Origin of the sequence: Mesorhizobium sp. M0678, assembly GCF_040320505.1 — a bacterium.
In the GTDB taxonomy this organism is placed as follows: Bacteria; Pseudomonadota; Alphaproteobacteria; order Rhizobiales; family Rhizobiaceae; genus Mesorhizobium.
Genome location: NZ_JAMYPT010000018.1, coordinates 43776 through 64895 on the forward strand (window position 1 = coordinate 43776; position 21120 = coordinate 64895).

22 protein-coding genes are annotated in these 21120 nt (G+C 63.4%); 13 read left to right on the forward strand and 9 right to left on the reverse strand.

What is annotated here, in order from left to right; translation table 11 throughout:
* The first annotated feature begins 608 nt into the window (after positions 1 to 608).
* A complete protein-coding gene (locus NKI29_RS25295; protein WP_023678342.1) occupies positions 609 to 1106 on the forward strand; it encodes a methyltransferase family protein in 498 nt (165 codons plus the stop codon).
* 19 nt (positions 1107 to 1125) lie between these two features.
* Here the strand turns inward: NKI29_RS25295 and NKI29_RS25300 are convergent, their stop codons facing one another.
* A complete protein-coding gene (locus tag NKI29_RS25300; protein WP_352797537.1) occupies positions 1126 to 1878 on the reverse strand; it encodes an SDR family oxidoreductase in 753 nt (250 codons plus the stop codon).
* Positions 1879 to 1999: 121 nt separating this feature from the next.
* On the opposite strand from NKI29_RS25300, the gene NKI29_RS25305 reads away from it, so the two are divergent.
* Positions 2000 to 2644, forward strand: a complete 645-nt coding sequence (locus NKI29_RS25305) for a TetR/AcrR family transcriptional regulator (protein WP_352450432.1) — start codon at positions 2000 to 2002, stop codon at positions 2642 to 2644.
* Between the two features lie 240 nt (positions 2645 to 2884).
* Positions 2885 to 3658: a hypothetical protein gene (locus NKI29_RS25310; protein ID WP_352683556.1), complete on the forward strand. Its 774-nt coding sequence runs from the start codon at positions 2885 to 2887 to the stop codon at positions 3656 to 3658.
* On the opposite strand, the gene NKI29_RS25315 is transcribed toward NKI29_RS25310, so the two are convergent.
* Positions 3655 to 4551 carry a LysR family transcriptional regulator gene (locus NKI29_RS25315; protein ID WP_023719100.1) on the reverse strand — a complete coding sequence of 299 codons (897 nt, stop codon included), beginning with the start codon at positions 4549 to 4551 and terminating at the stop codon, positions 3655 to 3657. The two genes, NKI29_RS25310 and NKI29_RS25315, sit on opposite strands and share 4 nt — an antisense overlap.
* Positions 4552 to 4649: 98 nt before the next feature.
* Complete coding sequence (gene trxB, locus NKI29_RS25320; RefSeq protein ID WP_352450433.1) at positions 4650 to 5624, reverse strand: thioredoxin-disulfide reductase; 975 nt, start codon at positions 5622 to 5624, stop codon at positions 4650 to 4652.
* A gap of 255 nt (positions 5625 to 5879) precedes the next feature.
* Here trxB and NKI29_RS25325 point away from each other — a divergent pair, with 255 nt between their 5' ends.
* On the forward strand, positions 5880 to 6356 hold the full coding sequence (locus NKI29_RS25325; protein ID WP_352749915.1) for an Lrp/AsnC family transcriptional regulator: 477 nt from the start codon (positions 5880 to 5882) through the stop codon (positions 6354 to 6356).
* Between the two features lie 327 nt (positions 6357 to 6683).
* Here the strand turns inward: NKI29_RS25325 and NKI29_RS25330 are convergent, their stop codons facing one another.
* The 3 genes from NKI29_RS25330 to NKI29_RS25340 all read right to left on the reverse strand — a co-directional run bounded on the left by NKI29_RS25330 (position 6684) and on the right by NKI29_RS25340 (position 9517).
* A complete protein-coding gene (locus NKI29_RS25330; RefSeq protein ID WP_352586848.1) occupies positions 6684 to 7259 on the reverse strand; it encodes a D-sedoheptulose-7-phosphate isomerase in 576 nt (191 codons plus the stop codon).
* A gap of 7 nt (positions 7260 to 7266) precedes the next feature.
* Positions 7267 to 8745 carry a D-glycero-beta-D-manno-heptose-7-phosphate kinase gene (rfaE1, locus tag NKI29_RS25335; RefSeq protein ID WP_352797543.1) on the reverse strand — a complete coding sequence of 493 codons (1479 nt, stop codon included), beginning with the start codon at positions 8743 to 8745 and terminating at the stop codon, positions 7267 to 7269.
* Between the two features lie 139 nt (positions 8746 to 8884).
* Complete coding sequence (locus NKI29_RS25340; RefSeq protein WP_352567962.1) at positions 8885 to 9517, reverse strand: LysE family translocator; 633 nt, start codon at positions 9515 to 9517, stop codon at positions 8885 to 8887.
* 177 nt (positions 9518 to 9694) lie between these two features.
* On the opposite strand from NKI29_RS25340, the gene rfaD reads away from it, so the two are divergent.
* From rfaD to waaC, 3 genes are read left to right on the forward strand one after another with little or no spacing between them, the layout of a single operon-like run.
* A complete protein-coding gene (rfaD, locus tag NKI29_RS25345) occupies positions 9695 to 10645 on the forward strand; it encodes an ADP-glyceromanno-heptose 6-epimerase (RefSeq protein ID WP_023678351.1) in 951 nt (316 codons plus the stop codon).
* The gene (gene waaF, locus NKI29_RS25350; RefSeq protein WP_023678352.1) at positions 10618 to 11625 is read left to right on the forward strand and encodes a lipopolysaccharide heptosyltransferase II; all 1008 of its coding nucleotides are present in this window, start codon (positions 10618 to 10620) and stop codon (positions 11623 to 11625) included. The genes rfaD and waaF overlap by 28 nt, the downstream gene beginning before the upstream one ends.
* Entirely contained in the window at positions 11622 to 12605 is a 984-nt protein-coding gene (gene waaC / locus NKI29_RS25355) for a lipopolysaccharide heptosyltransferase I (protein WP_352567963.1), read from the forward strand. The genes waaF and waaC overlap by 4 nt, the downstream gene beginning before the upstream one ends.
* Positions 12606 to 12812: 207 nt before the next feature.
* On the opposite strand, the gene greA is transcribed toward waaC, so the two are convergent.
* Together greA and NKI29_RS25365 are read right to left on the reverse strand one after the other, a co-directional pair.
* Positions 12813 to 13286, reverse strand: coding sequence for a transcription elongation factor GreA (greA, locus tag NKI29_RS25360; protein WP_023719113.1), 474 nt, complete (start codon positions 13284 to 13286; stop codon positions 12813 to 12815).
* 328 nt (positions 13287 to 13614) lie between these two features.
* Positions 13615 to 14166, reverse strand: a complete 552-nt coding sequence (locus NKI29_RS25365) for a tetratricopeptide repeat protein (RefSeq protein WP_352756411.1) — start codon at positions 14164 to 14166, stop codon at positions 13615 to 13617.
* 234 nt (positions 14167 to 14400) lie between these two features.
* Between NKI29_RS25365 and NKI29_RS25370 the strand changes: the two genes are divergently transcribed.
* The 4 genes from NKI29_RS25370 (at position 14401) to NKI29_RS25385 (ending at position 17540) form a co-directional block, all read left to right on the forward strand.
* Positions 14401 to 14826, forward strand: coding sequence for a DUF3775 domain-containing protein (locus tag NKI29_RS25370; protein ID WP_023678354.1), 426 nt, complete (start codon positions 14401 to 14403; stop codon positions 14824 to 14826).
* A gap of 427 nt (positions 14827 to 15253) precedes the next feature.
* Entirely contained in the window at positions 15254 to 15799 is a 546-nt protein-coding gene (locus NKI29_RS33515; protein WP_023678355.1) for an extensin-like domain-containing protein, read from the forward strand.
* A 112-nt stretch (positions 15800 to 15911) separates the two neighbouring features.
* The gene (locus NKI29_RS25380) at positions 15912 to 16766 is read left to right on the forward strand and encodes an extensin-like domain-containing protein (RefSeq protein WP_023678356.1); all 855 of its coding nucleotides are present in this window, start codon (positions 15912 to 15914) and stop codon (positions 16764 to 16766) included.
* Between the two features lie 66 nt (positions 16767 to 16832).
* The gene (locus NKI29_RS25385) at positions 16833 to 17540 is read left to right on the forward strand and encodes an LssY C-terminal domain-containing protein (RefSeq protein WP_352567966.1); all 708 of its coding nucleotides are present in this window, start codon (positions 16833 to 16835) and stop codon (positions 17538 to 17540) included.
* 47 nt (positions 17541 to 17587) lie between these two features.
* Here the strand turns inward: NKI29_RS25385 and NKI29_RS25390 are convergent, their stop codons facing one another.
* A complete protein-coding gene (locus NKI29_RS25390; RefSeq protein ID WP_352645001.1) occupies positions 17588 to 18607 on the reverse strand; it encodes a zinc-dependent alcohol dehydrogenase family protein in 1020 nt (339 codons plus the stop codon).
* Between the two features lie 127 nt (positions 18608 to 18734).
* On the opposite strand from NKI29_RS25390, the gene NKI29_RS25395 reads away from it, so the two are divergent.
* The gene (locus tag NKI29_RS25395; RefSeq protein WP_352645003.1) at positions 18735 to 19676 is read left to right on the forward strand and encodes a LysR family transcriptional regulator; all 942 of its coding nucleotides are present in this window, start codon (positions 18735 to 18737) and stop codon (positions 19674 to 19676) included.
* Between the two features lie 59 nt (positions 19677 to 19735).
* Positions 19736 to 21046, forward strand: a complete 1311-nt coding sequence (locus NKI29_RS25400) for a hemolysin family protein (RefSeq protein WP_352623125.1) — start codon at positions 19736 to 19738, stop codon at positions 21044 to 21046.
* The last annotated feature ends 74 nt before the right edge of the window (positions 21047 to 21120 follow it).

The window sequence follows — 21120 nt, forward strand, 5'->3', positions numbered from 1 at the left end:
TCTGCTTAATCGATTTGGCGCGCCCGCGGCATGTTACCCGAGGTTACATGTCACTGTTACGCGACCGTTCCGGCCGATTTTCTGGCGATGTGTTGGTTTCGGGCAACAAAAAAGCCGGATCAATGAAGACCCGGCTGAGTTTGATTGGAAGTGCCTGTTAAGGCTAACCTCCAGAGGGGAACACTCGAGAGCGCTAATGGGAGGAGAACGCGCTCAGGAGATGATCTATATATGTGCTCTTCATGCCCAAGAAACAAGCATCTATTTTGCAACACTCACATGCAAAAAGGCGCCGGCTGTGGTCTAATCCGTCCCGAAGCGCAATAGGACCAGTTGAATCGCTGAAATACAGCCTGCGGCAAGGCAAAAATCGATCCGCGGCCGCGAATCAGCAGCGATTCCTGCTCGGAAAGTCGAAAAACGCAGGATGACGTGGAATCGTGCAGCACGCGTTTGTTTTTTCGGCAGCCAGACCTTGCTGGTGCATGCCGCCCAAAAGCCCGCCATCGAGCCTGACCTGAGGGTGCAGCGGTTTGGGTTACATGCCGGACAAGACCTGAAGCGCGTTGCAGGAGACCGTTCAAGGCCGCGCCCGTAAGGAGAGCTATATGCGAGCCACTTCGGCGATCGCCGGCAGCGTCATCTTCCTTGCTGTAGCGCCCGGCGTGGTCGCCGGACTGTTGCCTTGGCTGCTGACCGATCGCTATCGCCTGCCCTGGTCGAGACTGCCCGGTTTCGTTCCTGTGGGCTGGCTGCTGGTTGTCGCCGGCACAGCCATACTGCTGCACGCCTTTGCCCGGTTTGCCCTGGAGGGCTTGGGTACCCCCGCCCCGGTCGCGCCGACCGAAAGGCTGGTCGTCGGCGGCATCTACCGCCATGTCCGCAATCCGATGTACGTCGCCGTGCTGTCGATCGTCCTCGGCCAGGCACTGCTGTTTTCGAGCTGGACGGTCGCGGCCTATCTAGTCATCGCCGCGGCCGCCATGATCTCCTTCGTGAGACTGTATGAGGAACCGACGCTTGCCCGCCGCTACGGCGACGAATACGAGGCCTACCGCCGTGCCGTACCAGGCTGGCTGCCCCGCCTGACACCTTGGCGCGGCTGAAGCAGGCTCCAAGGCAACGTCACCACGGCAGCGGGCCGTCCTCGTTCGAGAACGTGCCCGTCGGACCGTTCGCGTCGAGAAGCGCGAGGCGCACCGGCTCCCGCGCGGCCTGTTCGACGGTGCGCGAACCTTCGAAGTTGTTCAGCTCCGTCGCGGTGTAGCCCGGGCAGGCAGCGTTGACCTTGATGCCGGTCTCCTCGAGCTCGATGGCGAAGGCGAGCGTCATCGCGTTGACGGCCGTCTTCGACGGGTTGTAAACGGCGCCAAACGAAGTGCGGTACGGAAAGGCCGGATCCGCGTTCAATGTCAGCGAGCCGGCGCCGCTCGAGACGTTGACGATACGTGCCGCCGGCGCCTCACGAAGGAGCCGCAGCATCGCTTGCGTGACGGCGACGATGCCAAACACGTTCGTCTCGAATACCGCGCGTACGTCGTCGAGGGAGGCAACGCTCGGGCGGCCCGAATTGATGATCTCCTCGAGCGGCTTGCCCGGCTTTCCCGCATGGGAGATGCCGGCATTGTTCACCAGCACGTCGAGGCGGCCGAGTTCGATGCGGATGCGCTCTGCCGCGGCGGCGATCGACGCCTGGTCGGTGACGTCGAGCTGCAGGGCGTGGGCATCCTCTCCGATGCTATTTGCGGCTGCCTCGGCATGCTCGAGCCTGCGCGATCCTACGAGCACGGTAAGGCCGTTCGCCGCGAGGTCCCTGGCGATCTGAAGACCGATGCCCTTGTTGGCCCCGGTGACCAGGGCGACGGGTTTGTCCTGCATGGTAATCTCCTTTTGTGCACCGATTTGTGGCCAACACCGCCTTGCCGTGCTAGATACAAGTCAAGCGGAACCACGTTCCACATATATCCGGAACAAGGTTCCGTTTGCAAGAGGTAATTTGATGGGCGAAAAAACGCCGAACGGCAAAACGGATCAAGGCGATGGTCTGGAACCCCGCGACCGCGCGGATCGGCACGTGCGCGCCGACGCACGGCGCAACATCGACGCGTTGCTCCGGGCGGCCATGGCGGTGTTCGCGACCTCCGGCGTGGAGGCTCCGGTGCGAGAGATCGCGGAAAAGGCTGGCGTCGGCGTCGGCACCGTCTACCGCCATTTTCCACAGCGCTCGGACCTGATCGTGGCCGTCTTCCGCAACGAGGTTGACGCCTGTGCGGACGCCGCGCCGATCCTGGCCAGAAAGCATGAGCCCGGTGAAGCGCTGGCCCTGTGGATGCAGCGCTATGTGGATTTCATCACGGCAAAACGCGGCCTCGCGGCAGCCTTGTACTCAGGCAATCCGGCCTTCGACACTTTGCCTGCCTATTTCAACCAACGGCTCCGGCCCGCGCTCCAAACATTGCTGGAGGCAGCGGCCGCGGCCGGCGAGGTGCGCGCCGATATCGAGCCGGGCGACCTGTTGGGGGCGGCCGCCAGCCTTGCCATGCCGGCACATGGCGGCGGCCCCGCCCAGGCGCGGCGCATGGTTGCCCTGCTGGTCGACGGTTTGCGCTACGGCGCCAGCACGCTGGCGGATACGCGTTCCTAAAGCGCGTTGCGTTCGACCGACCTGATGCGACGCGCTTTAGGTTCTTGTTTGATGCATGTCGTTATCGCAAAACCGCTGCACGCTTTTGCGCGACATGCATTAGCAATCGCAGACCAAGTACGACATCAGACAAAAAGGCTGGTGCTGCCCCTTCTGGCTGCCGCTATCTTCTCCGTTATAGTGACGGGGAGAAGGACGCTTTCGCCGATCGCTCTTTGGAGTGTTGTAGGGTCGACATAAATGAGCTTTTCAGAATTTCAGCCACGCCATGTGCTCTGCATGCTGGGAAGGCAGGGTGGATATTCTGAGCTGTGTCGCTCAGTTCAGTCGGCAATCGACAATTTCGCCCCGGGGTTTGAAATTGATACGCACTTTTCGCAGGACGCGCCGGATGATCGCATGGTTGAGTCGTTCGATGTGTCTTGGGATCGGGTACATAAGGGGGGACGGACTAAAGAGGACCAAGCGGCCGTCCATGAGCACGGTTGCGTGATTTATGTACTTGGTCCCCATATGGATATCGAAAGTACCGTTGGGACGTCGGCAATCGCCCTTCGCTTAATCGTGCATGCGCTGAACAGTGATGCTATTGCCGCAAAAGGCGAGAGTGCTGGCATTGCGCACGGTGCGGCTCGATGGAAACAACTTGGCCGTGATGCGGAAAACGCCGAGGACGGCCCGAGTTTAGCCCGTACTTGCCGCCTTGCCTTCAGCAAGCGGCCGTTAAGTGACGGAAAGTTCCTCTGTAGCGTCGGTTTCCATCTCGTCGGTCTGCCAGAGGTCTTCGCGCCAAGGAGTCTTTCCGACGATGAGCTGGTGCTCAGCTCGATAATCGACCGTGTTGCCGATGAGATGTTTACCGAAGGCGTCGGGCTGAGTTTAGTCCGTAACAATGGGATACTGCTACCCATCGAAGCGTACGAAGAAGACGACTTCAAATTCAACCCGTATGGTGCCGTCTACTTGGGCGATCACGGCAAAAAGGATACCTTGTCGACAGAATCTAGAAACTAAAACGACCAGCTGCGCGCCTTGGCGATGATGAAATCGCGGAAGACATGCAGCTTCGCCTGGTTCTTCATCGCGTCGGGATAGGCGAAGTAGGTATCGAAGGACGGCACCTCGGTCTCGGGCAGCAACTGCACCAGTCCGGAATCCTTGCTGACCACGTAATCGGGCAGCATGGCGATGCCCGCGCCGCCCTGTACCGCGCGCTTGATCGACAGGATGTCGTTGATCTGCAGCGTCGGTACCCTTTGCCCGCCTTCGAAATCGCCGACCGTTTCCAGCCAGTTCAGTTCCGACAGATGCGCCGGCACCGGCACGCCGAAGGTGACGATGCGATGGGCCTTCAGCTCGGCAATCGAATTCGGCTTGCCGTATTTGTTCACATAGGAGGGCGCCGCGTAGAGATGAAAATGCACGGTGAACAGGCGACGCTGGATGAGGTCGGGCTGCTGCGGCTGGCGCAGCCGGATGGCGCAGTCGGCCTGGCGCATCGTGAGATCGAGCTCCTCATTGGCCAGGATGAGCTGCAGGCTGACCTCGGGATAGAGCTCGATGAACTCTTGCACGCGCTCGGTCAGCCAGCCTGCGCCGAGGCCGACCGTCGTCGTCACCCTGAGCACGCCGGAGGGCCGGTCCTTGGTTTCGGTCAGTCGCGATTTGATGGTTTCGAGCTTCATCAGCACGTCGTGTGCCGTGCGGAACAGCATCTCGCCCTGCTCGGTCAGCACCAGGCCGCGGGCGTGGCGATTGAACAGCGGCACGCCGACGTCATGCTCGAGCGCGCTGACCTGCCGCGAGATCGCCGATTGCGACAAATGCAGTGTTTCCGCGGCATGGGTGAACGACCCCGCTTCCGCCGCGGCGTGAAACACGCGTAGCTTGTCCCAATCCAACGCCATGATTTCCCCTCGTCCTGTTTTCTGGCGTCCGCCTGTTTTCGGCGTCTGAATGAAAAATCAGGCTTTTGCGCGGCTTTTCTCAGCCGCTTATCGAACAATCACTCCGCCGCTTCGCGGTGAACCTCGATCCCCGCCAGATATTTTTCCGCCTCGAGCGCGGCCATGCAGCCGAGCCCGGCCGCCGTCACCGCCTGGCGGTAGATGTCGTCGGTTACGTCGCCGGCGGCGAACACGCCCGGCATGTCGGTGCGGGTCGAATCCGGCGCCGTCCACAGATAGCCGTTCGGCTTCTGCTTCAGCTTGCCGGCAAACAGCTCGACCGCCGGCGCGTGGCCGATCGCCACGAACACGCCGTCGACCACCAGATGCATCTCCTGCCCGGTCACCACGTTGCGCAGCTTCAGCCCTTCGACCGAGGGCGGTAGCGGCGCCTTGCCGGGCCTGCCGGTGATCTCGTCGACCACCGTGTCCCAGATGACGCGGACATTATCTTTCCGCAGCAGCCGCTCGCGCAGGATGCGCTCGGCGCGGAAATCGCTGCGCCTGTGGATGACGGTGACGCTCTTGGCCAGGTTGGAGAGATAGAGCGCTTCCTCCACCGCCGAATTGCCGCCGCCGATCACCGCGACATCCTTGCCGCGATAGAAGAAGCCGTCGCAGGTGGCGCAGGCCGAGACGCCAAATCCCATAAAGGTGTGTTCGCTCGGGATGCCCAGCCATTTGGCCTGGGCGCCGGTGGCGATGATCAGCGCGTCGGCGGTATAGATCGTGCCGGAATCGCCCTTGGCGCGGAACGGCCGCACGTTGAGGTCGACCTCGGTGATGATGTCGTTGACGATGTCGGTGCCGACATGCTCGGCCTGCCTGAGCATCTCGCTCATCAGCCATGGACCCTGGATCGGTTCGGCGAAGCCCGGATAGTTTTCGACATCGGTGGTGATCATCAGTTGCCCGCCCTGCTGCAGGCCGGCGACCAGCATCGGCTTGAGCATGGCGCGGGCGGCATAGATCGCCGCCGTATAGCCGGCGGGGCCGGAGCCGATGATGAGAACAGGCGCATGCTTGGTGATCATGAAAAACCTCTGCGGGGAGCAGCCATGGATTGTGGCATGAACTCTCGTCGATTGTTGCGCGTAATGTAAGTGTTGCCTGCGACGCCAGCAAGGCAAGTTGCCGTTCGTCCCCGGAAAGCTTCGGCGCCGGCGACGGCGACAAGCAACCCGCAGCAAGATGATGCGAAAATCCTCGATCCAGCGGATGGAATAGACAGCAAAGTCGTTTAATTACAAAGTCGCGAAAGATTCTTTCGCGTCACCACGGAAGCCACCATGCCGATCAAGGCCGATCTCGATGCCATCGACTGGAAGATCCTGCGCGAGCTTCAGCAGGACGGACGCATGACCAATGTCGAACTGTCGAGCCGCGTCGGCATTTCGGCGCCGCCGTGCCTGCGCCGCGTCAGGCGGCTGGAAGAGGCCGGCATCATCCGCGGCTACCGCGCTTTGCTCAACGCTCCGGCGCTCGGCCTCGACGTCGTCGCCTTCTGTCTGATCGGCCTGCATCACCAGGCCGACGCCGAACTCAAGACCTTCGCCGAGCGCACCCGCGGCTGGCCGATCGTGCGCGACGCCTGGATGGTGTCGGGCGAGTCCGATTTCCTGCTACATTGCGTGGCGAGCGATCTCGGCACCTTCCAGACCTTCGTCATCGAGGAACTGGCCTCGGCCCCCAATGTCGATACGGTGCGAACCGCGCTGACCATCCGCCGGGTCAAAGACGAAGGGCTGGTGGCGTTTTCGGGTTGAGAGAGCAGGCAAAGCGGCTGCGAAACAAAAACCCGGAAACAAAAAACCCGCCTCGGCGGACGGGATCGTCGGTGGAAATCATCACCATACCCAGATTATTAGCATAGCTGCCGGCACAAAGCAAGAACAAAATTGCGCCTTCAGCGTTAGAATGCGGCTTCATGCCAGCTTGGGTTCCTCGCCCCACGAAAGTGGGGAGAGGTGTCTCGGCGAAGCCGACACGGAGAGGGGAACCGCGCTCAACGAAGCCCCCTCTCCGGCCGCTTCGCGGCCACCTCTCCCCCGCTTCGCGGAGGGCGAGGAACCCAGGTCCTGAGAGTTCGAGGATCACCCTGCGTCGCAGAGGCGTGTTTCGACCATTTCGCACAAATGGTGGTAGAGGCACAAATGCCCCTGCTGGATGATCGGCGTCGAGGTCGAGGGTACGTTGAGCAGGATGTCGGAGAGCGGCTTCAGCTTGCCGCCGGTGTCGCCGGTCAGGCTGACCACCGTCATGCCCATCATGCGCGCCTGTTGGGCGGCGGCGAGGATGCTTGGCGAATTGCCGCTGGTCGAGATGGCGAGCAGCACGGCGCCCGCCGAACCATGCGCCTCGACCTGGCGCGCAAACACCGTGTCGAAGCCATAATCATTGCCCCAGGCGGTCAGCACCGCCGCGTTGGCCGGCAGCGCGATGACGTTGTAGGCCTTGCGCTCCCTGAGGAAGCGGCCGACCAGCTCGCCGGCGATGTGGATGGCGTCGCTGGCCGAACCGCCATTGCCTGCTATCAGCAGCGCCTTGCCCTGCGAAAGCGCGGCGACGACGGCGCTGACCGCCCGCTCCATCTCGCTGGTCAGGTCGCGCTCGACCATCGCCGAAATCGCGGCCGCCGAGCGGGCCAGGTAATCGTTCAGTTCGGACATGAAACCCTCAGTTCCCGGCGCGCAATCTGCCGATGGTGCCGGTCGTGCTCTTGCCGGCGACGAGGTCGACCAGCACGACGCGCCCGCCGGCCTTCTGCACGACATCGGCGCCAACCACCTGATCGACCTTATAGTCGGCGCCCTTGACCAGTATGTCGGGGCTCAGCGCCTCGATCAGCGAAAGCGGCGTATCCTCCTCGAAGATGACGACGGCGTCGACCGAGGCAAGTGCTGCCAGCACGCAGGCCCGGTCATGCTGGTCGTTGACCGGGCGCCCCGGCCCTTTCAGCCGGCGCACCGAGGCATCGCTGTTGAGGCCGAGCACCAGCCGGTCGCACTGGCTGCGCGCCGCATGCAACAGGCTGACATGGCCGGCATGCAGGATATCGAAACAGCCATTGGTGAAGCCGACGCTCAAGCCCTCGTTTTTCCAGCCCGCCACCAGCCGCGCGGCGGCGGCGGCATCGAGGATCGCATCCAAGTGGGCGACCGGACCATGCGAGGCAAACAGCGCACCGGTGAGCTCCTCGATCGTCAGCCGCGCCGTGCCGCGCTTGCCGACGACAACACCGCCGGCGGCGTTGGCGATCGATCCGGCCATGACACGATCAGCCCCTGCTGCAAGAGCCAGCGCGAAGGTCGCGATTACCGTGTCGCCGGCGCCCGAAACGTCGAACACTTCGCGCGCCTGCGTGGCGATATGGCGGGCGTCGTCCGCACCGACGACGCTCATGCCCTTTTCGCTGCGCGTCGCGACGACGAAATCGAAACCGTGCGCCGAAATCAGCTGGCGTGCCGCCGCCTCGATTTCGTCGTCGGCAAACACTGCGCGGCCGACCGCCTCGCCGAGTTCCTTGCGATTGGGCGTGATTGCCGTCGCGCCGGCATAACGCGCATAGTCGCGGCCCTTCGGGTCGACCAGCACCGGCTTGCCCGCTTCCCGACAGATCGAGATCAGCTCGCCGGCGACGCCGTCGAGCAGCACGCCCTTGCCATAGTCGGACAGAATGACGATGTCGGCGCGTGCCAGCGCTTCGCGAAAATGCCCGACCAATGTCGCGCGCTCGGCATCGCCCAGCGGCTTGATTTCCTCTTCGTCGAAACGCAGCACCTGCTGGTTGAGCGCGCTGAAGCGGCTTTTGGACGACGTCATGCGATCGGCATCCTGCGCCAGCCCGCCGGTGTCGACGCCAAAGTCGCCGAGCATGCGCATGAGGTTCTTGCCGGCCTCGTCAGCGCCGATCACCGAGACCGGTATCACGGCAGCGCCGAGCGAAACGATGTTGGCGACGACATTGCCGGCGCCGCCCATCGCCAGCGTTTCGCCGCGCCCGTGCAGCACGGGGATCGGCGCTTCCGGCGAAATGCGCTCGATCACGCCGTTGACGAAACGGTCGAGGATGAAATCGCCGACCACCAGCACGGTGGCGCCACCGAAGCGCGAAATGGCGCGGTGAAGAGGTTCGGGAGAGGGCAGCTTGATCATGTCAACGCGTGGGAGAGCCGATTTTCAGTGACGGGGGATTCGATTGGCAGGGCCGGCCGTTCATGGCGATGCCGATATACCGCAATTTCAGCCGACGCAACGGCAGGCCTTCGACCGATCGCCGCGGCGAGACAGTGCGTCAGCTTTTCTGCAACGCGACATGCACGCCCAGCCCAACAAGCATCGTACCGCCGGCGCGCCGCATCAGGCGCTGCGCCCGGCTCGACTGCCGCAGCCTGGCGATCACCGCGCCGGCCAGCACCACGCAAACAATGTCGGCCGACGAGAACATCAAATTGACGATCGTTCCAAGCACGACGAACTGCAGCCAGACCGGAAACGCTGCCGAGGCATCGATGAATTGCGGCAGGAACGCCATGAAGAAAATCGCCGTTTTCGGGTTGAGCACCTCGACGGCAACGCTCTCGAAAAACGCGCGGCGGGCGGATTTCGGCTGAATTCCCGGCAAGACAACGTCGCCTTGCGCCTTGGCGCGAAACAAAGAAACACCGAGCCAGATCAGATACAGCGCACCGACCAGCTTGACCGCCATGTAAAGCACCGGCACGGCATGGAAAAGCACCGACAGGCCGACGGCGGCGGCGAAGACATGAACGTAACCGCCGAGATGGATGCCGAGCGCCGCCATCAGCCCGGACCAGCGGCCGCGCGCCATGGTTTGCGCGGCGGCATAGAGCATGGCGGGACCGGGGATATAGGCGAAGATCGCCGTGGTGGCGAAAAAGGCGACAAGCAGTTCGGTTGACGGCATTACCTTGCTCCTGTCACGCTTCGCCGGTGGTCACCGACTGAAGCGAGAGCTTTGCGGCGGCACTGTGGCGCTCATCCGGCCGCCCCGCCACCTGCTTTGTCGACAGCCCGGCCCGCCTCCCCTATAAGGCCAGAATCCCACAAGGGCTACAACCGGCACAAGGTACCAGAGGCTTTCATGATCATCGTCACGGGCGGCGCCGGCATGATCGGTTCCAACATCGTCGCCGCGCTCAACGCCGACGGTTTCAGCGACATCCTCGTCGTCGACGACCTCACCGACGGCCACAAGATCGCCAACCTCGCCGATCTCGAGATCGCCGATTATCTCGACAAGGACGATTTTCTGGCGCGGATGGAGGCCGGCGACCTCGGCCGCATCGAGGCGGTTTTCCACCAGGGTGCCTGCTCGACCACCACCGAATGGAACGGCAAGTTCATGATGGAGGTCAACTACACCTATTCGAAGCGCCTGCTGCACGCCTGCCTGGCCCTGCGCGTGCCGTTTCTCTATGCCTCCTCCGCTTCCGTCTATGGCGGCGGCGCCGAGTTCCGCGAGGAGCCGCAATACGAACGCCCGCTCAACGTCTATGCCTATTCGAAAAAGCTGTTCGACGACTATGTCCGCCGTACCGTGTTCGATACCGACCATTCGCCGGTGGCGGGCCTGCGTTATTTCAACGTCTACGGACCGCGCGAGGCGCATAAGGGCGCCATGGCCTCTGTCGCCTTCCATCTGTTCAACCAAGTCGAGCAAGGGCAGAACCCGAAGCTGTTCGGCGCCTATGGTGGTTTCGGGCCCGGCGAGCAGAGCCGCGACTTCATCCATGTCGGCGATGTCGCCGACGTCAATCTGTGGCTGTGGAAACGCGGCTCGAGCGGCATCTTCAACTGCGGCACAGGCAAGGCTCAGCCGTTCCGCGCCATTGCCGAAACGGTGATCGATACGCTCGGCCAAGGCCAGATCGAGTTCATCGAGTTTCCCGACCACCTCAAGGGCAGCTACCAGAGCTTTACGCAAGCTGATATGTCCCGCTTGCGCGCAGCCGGTTACAATGGCCAGTTCCGCACAGTGGAAACCGGCGTCAGAGACTATGTCGAATGGCTGAAAGCCCAACGATCCTCGTGATCGGCCCACGCTGGGTGGGCGACATGGTGATGGCGCAGTGCCTGTTCCAGGCGCTGAGGGAGCTTCATCCGAACGCCGCCATCGACGTGCTGGCGCCGGCGTGGGCAGCACCGCTGGTCAAGCGCATGCCCGAAATCCGCCAGCAGATCGACCTGCCGCTGCAATCCGGCACGTTCGAATTCCGCACCCGAAGGCGCTTCGGCCGCCTGCTGCGCGGCCGCTACGACATGGCCTTTGTCCTGCCGGGAAGCTGGAAGTCGGCGCTGATCCCGTTCTTTGCCGGCATTCCGCGCCGTGTCGGCCATCTCAAGGAAATGCGCTACGGGCTACTGACCGACATCGTGCCCTTGCCCGATCGCCTGAAACGGCGCACCGCGCAGGCCTATTTCAGCCTTGCCCGTGGTGGCGCCTTCCAGGCGCCGAAGCTCGCCGTCGATCAAGCCAGCCAGGCGGCACTGCTCAGCCGTTTCGGGCTGACAGCGGGGAAATTCGTGGCAGTCATGCCCGGCGCAGAATTCGGCCCGGCCAAGCGCTGGCCGAGCGAACACTATGCCGGCCTTGCCCGTGAGATGATGGCGAAAGGGTTTGGCGTCGCGCTGTTCGGGTCGAAGAACGACGCTGGGGTGACGGCTGAAATCGCCGCGCTGGCTCCGGGCGCCGTCGATCTTGCCGGCCAGACGCGGCTCGAGGATGCCATCGACCTGATCGCGGCGGCGAGGCTCGCCGTCTCCAACGACAGCGGGCTGATGCATGTCGCCGCCGCCGTCGGCACGCCGGTAGTCGCCGTTTACGGCTCGACCTCGCCGCAGAACACGCCGCCGCTCGCCGAGCGCCGCGAACTGCTCTGGCTCGGCCTGTCCTGTTCGCCCTGCCACAAAAAAATCTGCCCGCTCGGTCATCTCAACTGCCTGAACACGCTGGAGGTCGAACGCGTCGTGGCGGCGGCGGAGCGGCTGCTGGAAATGCCGGCCGCCGCATGAAAGTGCTGATCGTCAAGACATCGTCCATGGGCGACGTCATCCACACCTTCCCGGCGATCGAGGACGCGCGCCGCGCTCGGCCGGATATCTCCTTCGACTGGTGTGTCGAAGAGGCATTTGCCGGCATCGTGGCGCTGCATCCAGCCATCCAAACCATCCACAGCGTGGCGATCCGGCGCTGGCGCAGGAAGCTGCTCGAGCCCGGCACATGGCGGGAAGTGGTCGGCTTGCGCCGCGCCTTGCGCGATTGCCGCTACGACCTCGTCCTCGATGCACAAGGCTTGCTGAAATCGGCGCTGGTGGCGCGGCTGGCGGCAGCCCCGGTCGCCGGGTTCGATCGGTCGAGCGCCCGCGAGCCTTCGGCAAGCCTGTTTCATGGCCATCGCTATGCCGTGCCGCGCGGCCTGCATGCCATCGAGCGCACGAAACGCCTGTTCGGGCTGGCGCTCGGCTACGAGCCGGATTTTTCCAGGCTTGAATCGGGTATCGCGCCGCCAGCCGGAAGATCGACTTTTGCCGGTGAAAAGACCGCCTTCCTGCTGCACGGCACCAGCCGCGAGGACAAGAAATGGCCGGTCGCGGACTGGATCGAAACCGCCCGCCTGCTGGTGAACATGGGAATGACGCCGGTCACCACCTGGTCGAACGACCGGGAACAGGCGGTTGCCGAGGCGATCGCCCGCGCCATTTCGCAAACCGTGGTGGTTCCCAGGTCGCCGCTAGCCGAGATCGCCGCCGTCATCGGCGGCTCGGCGCTGGTCATCGGCGCCGACACCGGCCTGACCCATCTCGCCAGCGCTTTCGGCCTGCCGACGGTGGCGATATTCCTCGCTACCGAGCCTGGCCTGACCGGTCCGCGCGGGCCATTCTCATCGACGCTGCTAGCCAGGCCCGGCCACAGCGTCACGCCGCCGGAGGTGATGGCGGAAGCCGAAAGGCTTGTGGAGCGCCAGACGCTTGGTCAGGCCGGTGGCCGCTGATTTGCTCAATCAATTCAATCGGAAAGGTCAGCGTTGCCCCTTCCCTTCTCCCCTTGTGGGAGAAGGTGGATTGGCGCGCAGCGCCAAGACGGATGAGGGGTGTTGGACGGAGTGCGGAGGGAGCCAAGCTGGAACACCCCTCATCCGACCTCGCTTCGCGAGGCCACCTTCTCCCACAAGGGGAGAAGGCAGAGCAGCGCCAATCCCCTAGATGAACTGCACCTGGACGATCTCGTAGCCCCTGGCGCCGCCTGGCGCATTGACCTCAATGGCGTCGCCGACTTCCTTGCCGATCAGGGCGCGGGCGATCGGCGAGGAGATCGAGATGCGGCCGGACTTCACGTCCGCTTCCTGGTCGCCGACGATCTGGTAGGTCTTTTTCTCCTCGGTATCCTCGTCGACCAGCACCACGGTGGCGCCGAACTTGACCTTGTCGCCGCTGAGCTTGGTGACGTCGATCACCTCGGCCCGCGCGATCAGGTCCTCGAGTTCGTTGACCCGGCCCTCATTGAGGCTCTGTGCCTCTTTTGCCGCGTGATATTCGGCATTTTCGGATAGGTCGCCATGCGAGCGCGCTTCGGAAATCGCCTCGATGATACGCGGCCGCTCCTGTTGCTGGCGCCAGCGCAGTTCTTCCTTCAATGACGCGAACCCCTCGCCTGTCATCGGGACCTTGTTCATAATGCCTGACCTTTCCTGCCGCCGCCCCCGCAATCGGGAGCGACCTTGTCGATGGTACAAAAAGAAAACGGTCCGGCAGCCTCGGGCTAACGGAACCGTCTCACCACAATTTCGCAAGATATAGCAATCTTCGCGGGTTTTTCACGTCCAAAAAGTCGGTTTTTGAAAAATCATCCACCGATTGCACGGCTGACCCCACGTCAAGCGGCGGTTTCCAAGATCGTATCGTGTACCGTGATGCCAAATCTCGGTTGTGGCCAACATGTGCAGCACAGCAAAAAACCGGCTGCGATCGCTCACAGCCGGTTATGAGGAGCGTTCCGGAGGATCAGCTCCTCATGAAATGATCGATCTGCTCCGACAGCATGCCGTATTCGCGAGACCCCTTGCCCGTGCGCTTCTCGATCTCGCGGAGCTGTTCCTGGGCGCCGGCAAGATCGCCGATCTGCAGGTGCGCCTCGCCGAGATATTCGCGCACCAGCGTGTAATTCGGGTCGATGCGCAGCGCTTCCTCGTAATAGCCGAGGCCGACGGTGACGCGGCCGGAATGGCGGTGCGAATAGCCGAGATAATTGAGGATGCGCGGATCCTGCTTGTTGGCGGCGAGGCTGAGCACGCCGATCGCCTCGTCGTAGCGTCCATCCATCGCCAGCGCGCGACCGGCATCGTAGATGCTGTCGTCGTCCAGCATGCCTTGCTTCGGGGAGACGCATTTCTTCTGTTTCTTGTCCCACGCCTCCCCCTTCTTGCACTGGGACTGGCCGCCGCCATTGCCGCCGCCACCGCCACCTCCCCCGCCTTCACCAGCCGAAAACGCCGGAGCCGCAATCAGCGGCAGGGCGGCGATGGCCATGGCGTAAATCAGCAATCGTCTGCGCATCGAATTCTCCTTTGAACCTGACAATGCAACACTAACGCCGGCCCAACGCCGTTTCGTCCCGGAAAATGTCATCCTATCTCAAAACCGCGATCTCTCCCAGCAAGGCCATCTTATCCGGGAAGAGAGGGCATCGAAATCATGCTTCACGATCAACGCCGCCGCGCAAGATAATGTGACGAGCGCTGCAAATCCGCTATCATCGGGCCGACCGAGCACGAAGCAGGGAGACGGCCGGTGCAGCAACGCGTTGAACGAGACTGGGAGCTTTCGATCGGTCCCGACACCGTGCGCCTGTTCATCCTGAAGGCGAAGGCGCTCAGCGCCGCCGTCAACGAAGACTATGCCGACGGCGCCGAGCACGAGGTAGAGCTCGACGGCAACGCGCACGACAACCACCATCATGACGGCCTTGCCGAGGAAAGCTCCGAAGATCTCACCGAAGAAGAACTGCGCGAGCTGATCGACGATCTCAATGTCGACGAAGCGGCCGAACTGATTGCGTTGGCCTGGGTCGGCCGCGGCGACTATGACGCGACGGAATGGACGGACGCGCTGTCCGCCGCCCGCGAGCGCGCCAACAAGCGCACGGCAAAATATCTGCTCGGCATGCCGCTGCTGGCGGACTGGCTCGAGGAAGGCTTGGAAGCGATCGGCGCGTGACGGCGCGGTTACCGATTGTGATCGGCCGCCCCCCTCGCTCAAGGCAACTTCCCTGCATTCTGGCCGTTGCGACGTAATGGCGGCGTTTGGCTTTTTCAGATTGGGCAGATTGCTGCTGGCCGTTGCGGCTACGCCGCTGGCGGGACCCGTTTTAGCCAAGGCACCCGACCTACCGCAAACTGCACCAGTTCCGCAGCTCAACCAGCAAGTCACTCCGCCGCCACCAACCGAGATCCCGGTCCCCGAACCGCGCCCGGAGGATGCTCCGGAGCCGCCGGCGATTGCACCGCAGCCGCCCGAAAAGCCGGCACGGGCTGAGCCGCCGGCAGGCCCACCAGGCGCGCCACCAAACCCGGCCGAGGCAGACGAGAAGGCGGAGCAAAAAATCCTTCCTGATCCTCGATCGGCCGCCATTGCCGGGAGAGAAATGCCGGCCGAGGAATTGGCCTGCCGCAGGCGGCTGAAGTCGATGGGCGTCGATTTCGAGGAGCGCAAGCCAGAGCATGATACGTCAGTCGGTTGCTCGATCCCCTACCCGATCGCGCTGAAGACGCTCGGCAAATCCATCGCCATCGGCCCGGAGCCCGAGCTGAATTGCCAGATGGCGGAAGCGGCCGCCCGCTTTGCTGCGTCCGTCATCCAGCCTGCCGCAAAGGCCGAGTTCGGCGCGGATATTAAATCGATCGGCCAGGCCTCCGCCTTTGTCTGCCGGTCGCGCAATGGCGGCGGCAAATTGTCGGAGCACGCCTTCGGCAACGCGCTCGACATCGCCAGCTTCAAGCTTTCGGACGGGAAGGAGATCGATGTCGGCCCGGCGCCGCCGGAAAAGGACGCGAAATTCCTGAACGCAGTGCGCAAGGCAGCCTGCGGACCGTTCAAGACCGTGCTTGGCCCCGGCAGCGACGCCGATCATTCGCAGCATCTCCACTTCGACCTCGAACCGCGCCGCAACGGTGGTACGTTTTGCCAGTGACCTTAGCCTATGGGGGCGCCGCAATTTGGCCGCAGGCGTGAACGGCGCCGCTGATTTTTCCTTTACTCTTCAGGTTTAGAGTCTGTGCCATCTGGGGACAGGAACCCTTCCGATGGCCGGGCTATTTCGCGCTGCGCTTGCCGCTGTGCGGCACACAGAATGCGCGCGCATAGCCGGCAGGCTTGCCGCCCTGCTTGCCATTGCGGCGGTCTCGGCCTGCAATACCGGCAGCGTGCTGTCGCTGCAGCCGGCCGTCGATGTCGGCAGCCAGACCGCTGCCGTCCCGCCCAATTCCGACCCGCAATATTCCGGCGCGCAAGATTCCGGGCCGCAATATTCGGGTATGCAGCGCCTCGTCCCGTCCAATCCCTTTATGACGGCCGCCTATCCGCGCCTGGACAACCCGATGTCGCCGGCCGAACAGATGCCGGCCACAGAGATCGATTGCCGCAAGGAATTGAAACGCCTCGGCGTCGTCTACACCGACGTTGCGCCGATCCATGAAGGCCAGTGCGGGATCGACTATCCGGTCAAGGTCTCGGCCATCGGCAGTGTCGAGATGAAGCCGGCCGCGACGCTGACCTGCGACATGGCCGCCACCTTTGCCGGCTGGACCAGGAACGAACTCGTGCCGTCGGCCCGCTGGCGCTATTTCTCAGGCGTCAAGACCATCCACCAGGGCTCGAGCTATTCCTGCCGCAGGATTGCCGGCGAAGGTGTTTTGTCGGAACACGGCAAGGGCAATGCGCTCGACGTGATGAGCATCGAACTCAACAATGGCGACGATATCGACGTCCGCAAGCCCGGCCTGTTCGCCTTCCGCACCCGCGGCTTCCTCAACAATGTCCGCGCCGACGGCTGCCAGTATTTCACCACCGTGCTCGGCCCCGGCTACAATTACGATCACCGCAACCATTTCCATTTCGACATCAAGAACCGCAAGAACGGCTATCGCGCCTGCCGCTGATTGCAGCCCCTGCCCAAGACTTGCTGCGCCGGTTAAGATGGTGCGCAGACGCTTGGGTGGTGCCTCTTGAGCCAACGAAGCCTGCGACGACGTGCAACGACCTGGCTGGTGGCATGCTGTGCCGCCTATCTTTCGCTCGCCTATTTCGCCGCGCCTGAGTTCTGGACGTTGCGGGACCGCAATTTTCGCAATCAGCAATTCGAGATGGTGACGCACACGCCGCAAGGCATTCCGGGCGATCCGATCAATGTCGGCCTTGTCGGCACCAAGAAGGAGCTTGTCCATGCTTTTGCCGTCGCCGGCTGGGATACGGCAGACGCCATCACGCTGAAGACGGCCATCGAAATCGGCGAAAGCGTGCTGTTTGACCGCCCCTATCCCGACGCGCCGGTCAGCCGGCTGCTGTTCGAAGGCCGCGCCCAGGACCTCGCCTTCGAAAAGCCGGTCGGTGACAGCGCCGACCGGCGCCACCATGTCCGCTTCTGGCAGACCGATGCGACCGGAGACGACGGCCGGCCGCTCTGGCTCGGCTCGGCAAGCTTCGACCGCGGCGTCGGCCTCAGCCATGACACCGGCGCGATCACTCATCACATCGGCCCCGACATCGACGCCGAGCGCGATGGGCTGATGCGCGACCTCTCCGCCGCCGGCATGCTGATCTCGACCAGCGAGATACCAGGCGTCGGCGCCACAAAGGCCGGGCGCAACGGCGAAGGCGATCCCTATTTCACCGACGGCAAGACCATCATCGGCGTCCTGCTGCAACTGCCGTAGGCGCGCGATCAGCCTTCCCGTCTGACAGCCATTTCGTCCCGACGGGGTCAGGGCATGGTGATCACGATCTTGCCGAACGGTCCCGTCTCCAGACGCTCAAATGCCTGCGGCACCTCGTCGAAGCCAAACACCTTGTCGATTACCGGCTTGATGGCAAGCGTCTCGATCGCCTGGTTCATTCGCTCGAAAGCGCGACGGTGGCCGATCGATATGCCTTGTACGACGATCCGGTTGCGCAGGAACGGAATGATCGGGAAGCTGAGTTCCATGCTGCCGAGAAGGCCGATAACCGACAGCCTGCCGTCGGCACCCAGCGCATTGAGCGAGCGCCGCGCATTGTCGCCGCCGACCATTTCCAGCACATGGCTGACGCCGGCCCCGTTTGTCAGTTCGCGCGCCGCCTCGTCCCATGCCGGCTGGCTGCGATAATTGATCCTCTTCCAGGCGCCGAGCGCCTTCGCCCGCTCGAGCTTCTCGTCGCTGCTCGAGGTGATGATGGTGCGCAGGCCGAAGGCGGCGGCAAATTGCAGCGCAAACAGCGACACGCCGCCGGTGCCTTGGATGAGAACGGTTTCGCCCGGGATCGACTTGGCCGCCTCGACCAGCGCGAACCACGCCGTCAGCGCCGCAATCGGCAGCGTCGATGCCTCGACGTCGCTGAGCGACGGCGGCGCCGCCACGGCGGCATCCTCATGAAAAAGCACATGCTCGGACAGCATGCCGGGCAGTGACGAACCAAGCGTATGCTTGTGCAGCACCGGCGGGGCGTCGCCGTCCGGCCAGTCGGCGATCACCTGGCCGAGCACGCGCTGCCCGATGCCGAAGCGGCTGACTTCGCTGCCGGTGACGACTACTTCGCCTACCGCGTCCGATGTCGGCACGAACGGAAAGCTGAGGTCCGGTATCAGCACGCCATCGACGATCATCCTGTCCTTGTAATTCAGCGATACCGCTGTGACGCGTACCAGGAGATCATGCGGCCCGGGTTGGGGCAGCTTTCCATCAGCCGGCTTCAACCTGGACAGGCCGAAACCGTTCATCTGCCAGGATCTGTTTTCGGTGCTCATTTGGTTCGCGCTCCGTGGTTGATGATTGCGCGAGACATTTACGCCGTTTCACTATGGAGAAAAGTGCTTCCATGTGGCATGTTCTTCAACAGATTAAGGAGCAAAACTCTACAATAGGAGCGCTTCATTGGAATCGGCCAATTTGCAAGGCATCGTCGCATTCGTTCACGCGGTGGAGGCCGGCAGCTTCACCGGCGCTGGCGCACGGCTGCATGTCACCAAATCGGCGGTCGGCAAGTCGATCGCGCAGCTGGAACAGCGATTGGGCGTCCGCCTGCTCAACCGCACCACCCGCAGCCTCAGCCCGACCAGCGAGGGCCTGAGCTATTACGAAGCCTGCGTCAGGGCACTGGCCGAGATCGAAGCCGCCCGGTCGCTGTTGGCTTCCCGCAAGCAGGTGCCTTCCGGGCGGCTGCGCGTCGACCTGCCTTTGGCCTTCGGCCGGCGGTGCGTCGCCCCGCTGCTGTTCGACATTTCCAAAAAATTCCCGGACCTGACGATGGAAATCTCGTTCAACGACCGGCGCGTCGACCTGATCGAGGAAGGCATCGACCTGGCGGTGCGTATGGGCGACCTCGACGACAGCTTGTCGATCGCCGCGCGCCGCATCTATGCCCAAAGTTCGGCCATCTGCGCCGCCCCCGCCTATCTCGACGCCCATGGCAGGCCGCTATCGATCGAGGACCTGGCCAGGCACAGCCTCATCGGCTACGGCCGCGACGGCACGGTCCATCCCTGGACCGTCAGGCATGTCGACGGCCGTCTCGAAAAATTCGCGCCCAAGGCGCGGCTGGTGCTCGGCCATGGCGAACCGATGCTCGATGCGGTACTGGCCGGCTGCGGCATCGTCTATCTGCCGACATGGCTGACGGCCGACTGCATCAGGCGCGGCGAGCTCGAAATGGTTCTGTCGGACTGTCTTGTCGAAAACACCGTGGTGCATGCCATCTGGCCGGTAACACGCAATCTCGCGCCAAAGGTGCGCGTCGTCATCGACGCCCTGATCGAGCATTTTGCCGCGCCGCCCTGGGATGCGGCATGGGTGCCGCCTGATTGCCGGGCTCGCTAAATTTAAAAAGCGCGACCGTCCTATTTTCGAAAACCGCGCGGCAATGCTATGGACCCGGCATGCTTTATGCTGAAATTGCCATCGTGGTCGTCCTCATCTGCGTGAACGGCCTTCTGTCGATGTCCGAGCTCGCCATCGTCTCGTCGCGGCCGGCGCGCCTCAAGACGATGATCGACCGCAACGTCAAGGGCGCCGGCCGGGCCCTGGCGCTCGGCGCCAATCCGGGAAAATTCCTGTCCTCGGTGCAGATCGGCATCACTTTGGTCGGCGTCTTGTCCGGTGCCTTTTCCGGCGCCACGCTCGGCGAGCGGCTGGCCACCTCCCTGGCGTCGGCCGGCATCCGCGAAAGCCTCGCCGATCCGCTCGGCGTCGGCATCGTCGTCGCCCTCATCACCTATGGCTCGCTGATCATCGGCGAACTGGTGCCCAAGCAGATCGCATTGCGCGACCCCGAACGGGTAGCCGTCAGGGTCGCCCCGGCAATGACCATCCTCGCCAGCGTCTCGGCGCCGCTGGTCTTCCTGCTCGATTTTTCCGGCCGCGCCCTCCTGTGGCTGCTTGGCCAGCGCGGCCAGAGCGAGGATAAGGTCACCGACGAGGAGATCAAGATGCTGGTCGCCGAAGCCGAGCACCACGGCACCATCGAATCCGACGAACGGCGGATGATCGCCGGCGTCATGCGGCTCGGCGACCGTGCCGTGCGCGCGGTGATGACGCCGCGCACCGAGGTCGACTGGATCAATCTGCAATCCGACGAGGCGGCCATCAGGAAGCTGCTGATGGACACCCAGCATTCGCGCCTGCCGGCCGGCGACGGCGGCGTCGACGCCATGATCGGCGTCGTCCAGACCCGCGACGTGCTGGCCGCAATGCTCGGCGGCCGCGCTCTCGACCCGCGCCGGCACGTGCGCGCCGCGCCAATCGTGCATGACCAGGCCGACGCGCTGGACGTGCTTGCGACGCTGAAGGAATCCGACGTCCCGATGGCGCTGGTGCATGACGAATACGGCCATTTCGAAGGCATCGTCACCCCGGCCGACATACTGGAAGCGATCACCGGCGTCTTCCGTTCGGATCTCGACGCCGGCGACGAGGAAAACGCCGTCAAGCGCGAGGACGGCTCATGGCTGCTCGCCGGCTACATGCAGGCCGACGAGATGGCAGAGGTCCTCGGCATCGACCTGCCTGAGAGCCGCGACTACGAAACCGTCGCCGGCTATGTGCTGTCGCATTTGCACCATCTGCCGGCGACCGGCGAATGTGTCGACGCGCAAGGCTGGCGCTTCGAGGTCGTCGACCTCGACGGCCGCCGCATCGACAAGCTCATCGCCACCCGCCTGCCCGGCCGCCACCGCGAGGTCGTGCGGTAACGATCGACGCGACTTATGGGCTATATGCTCGCGGCGACGCCGCTCGCACAGTCAAAGTTGATTGGGAATACCGC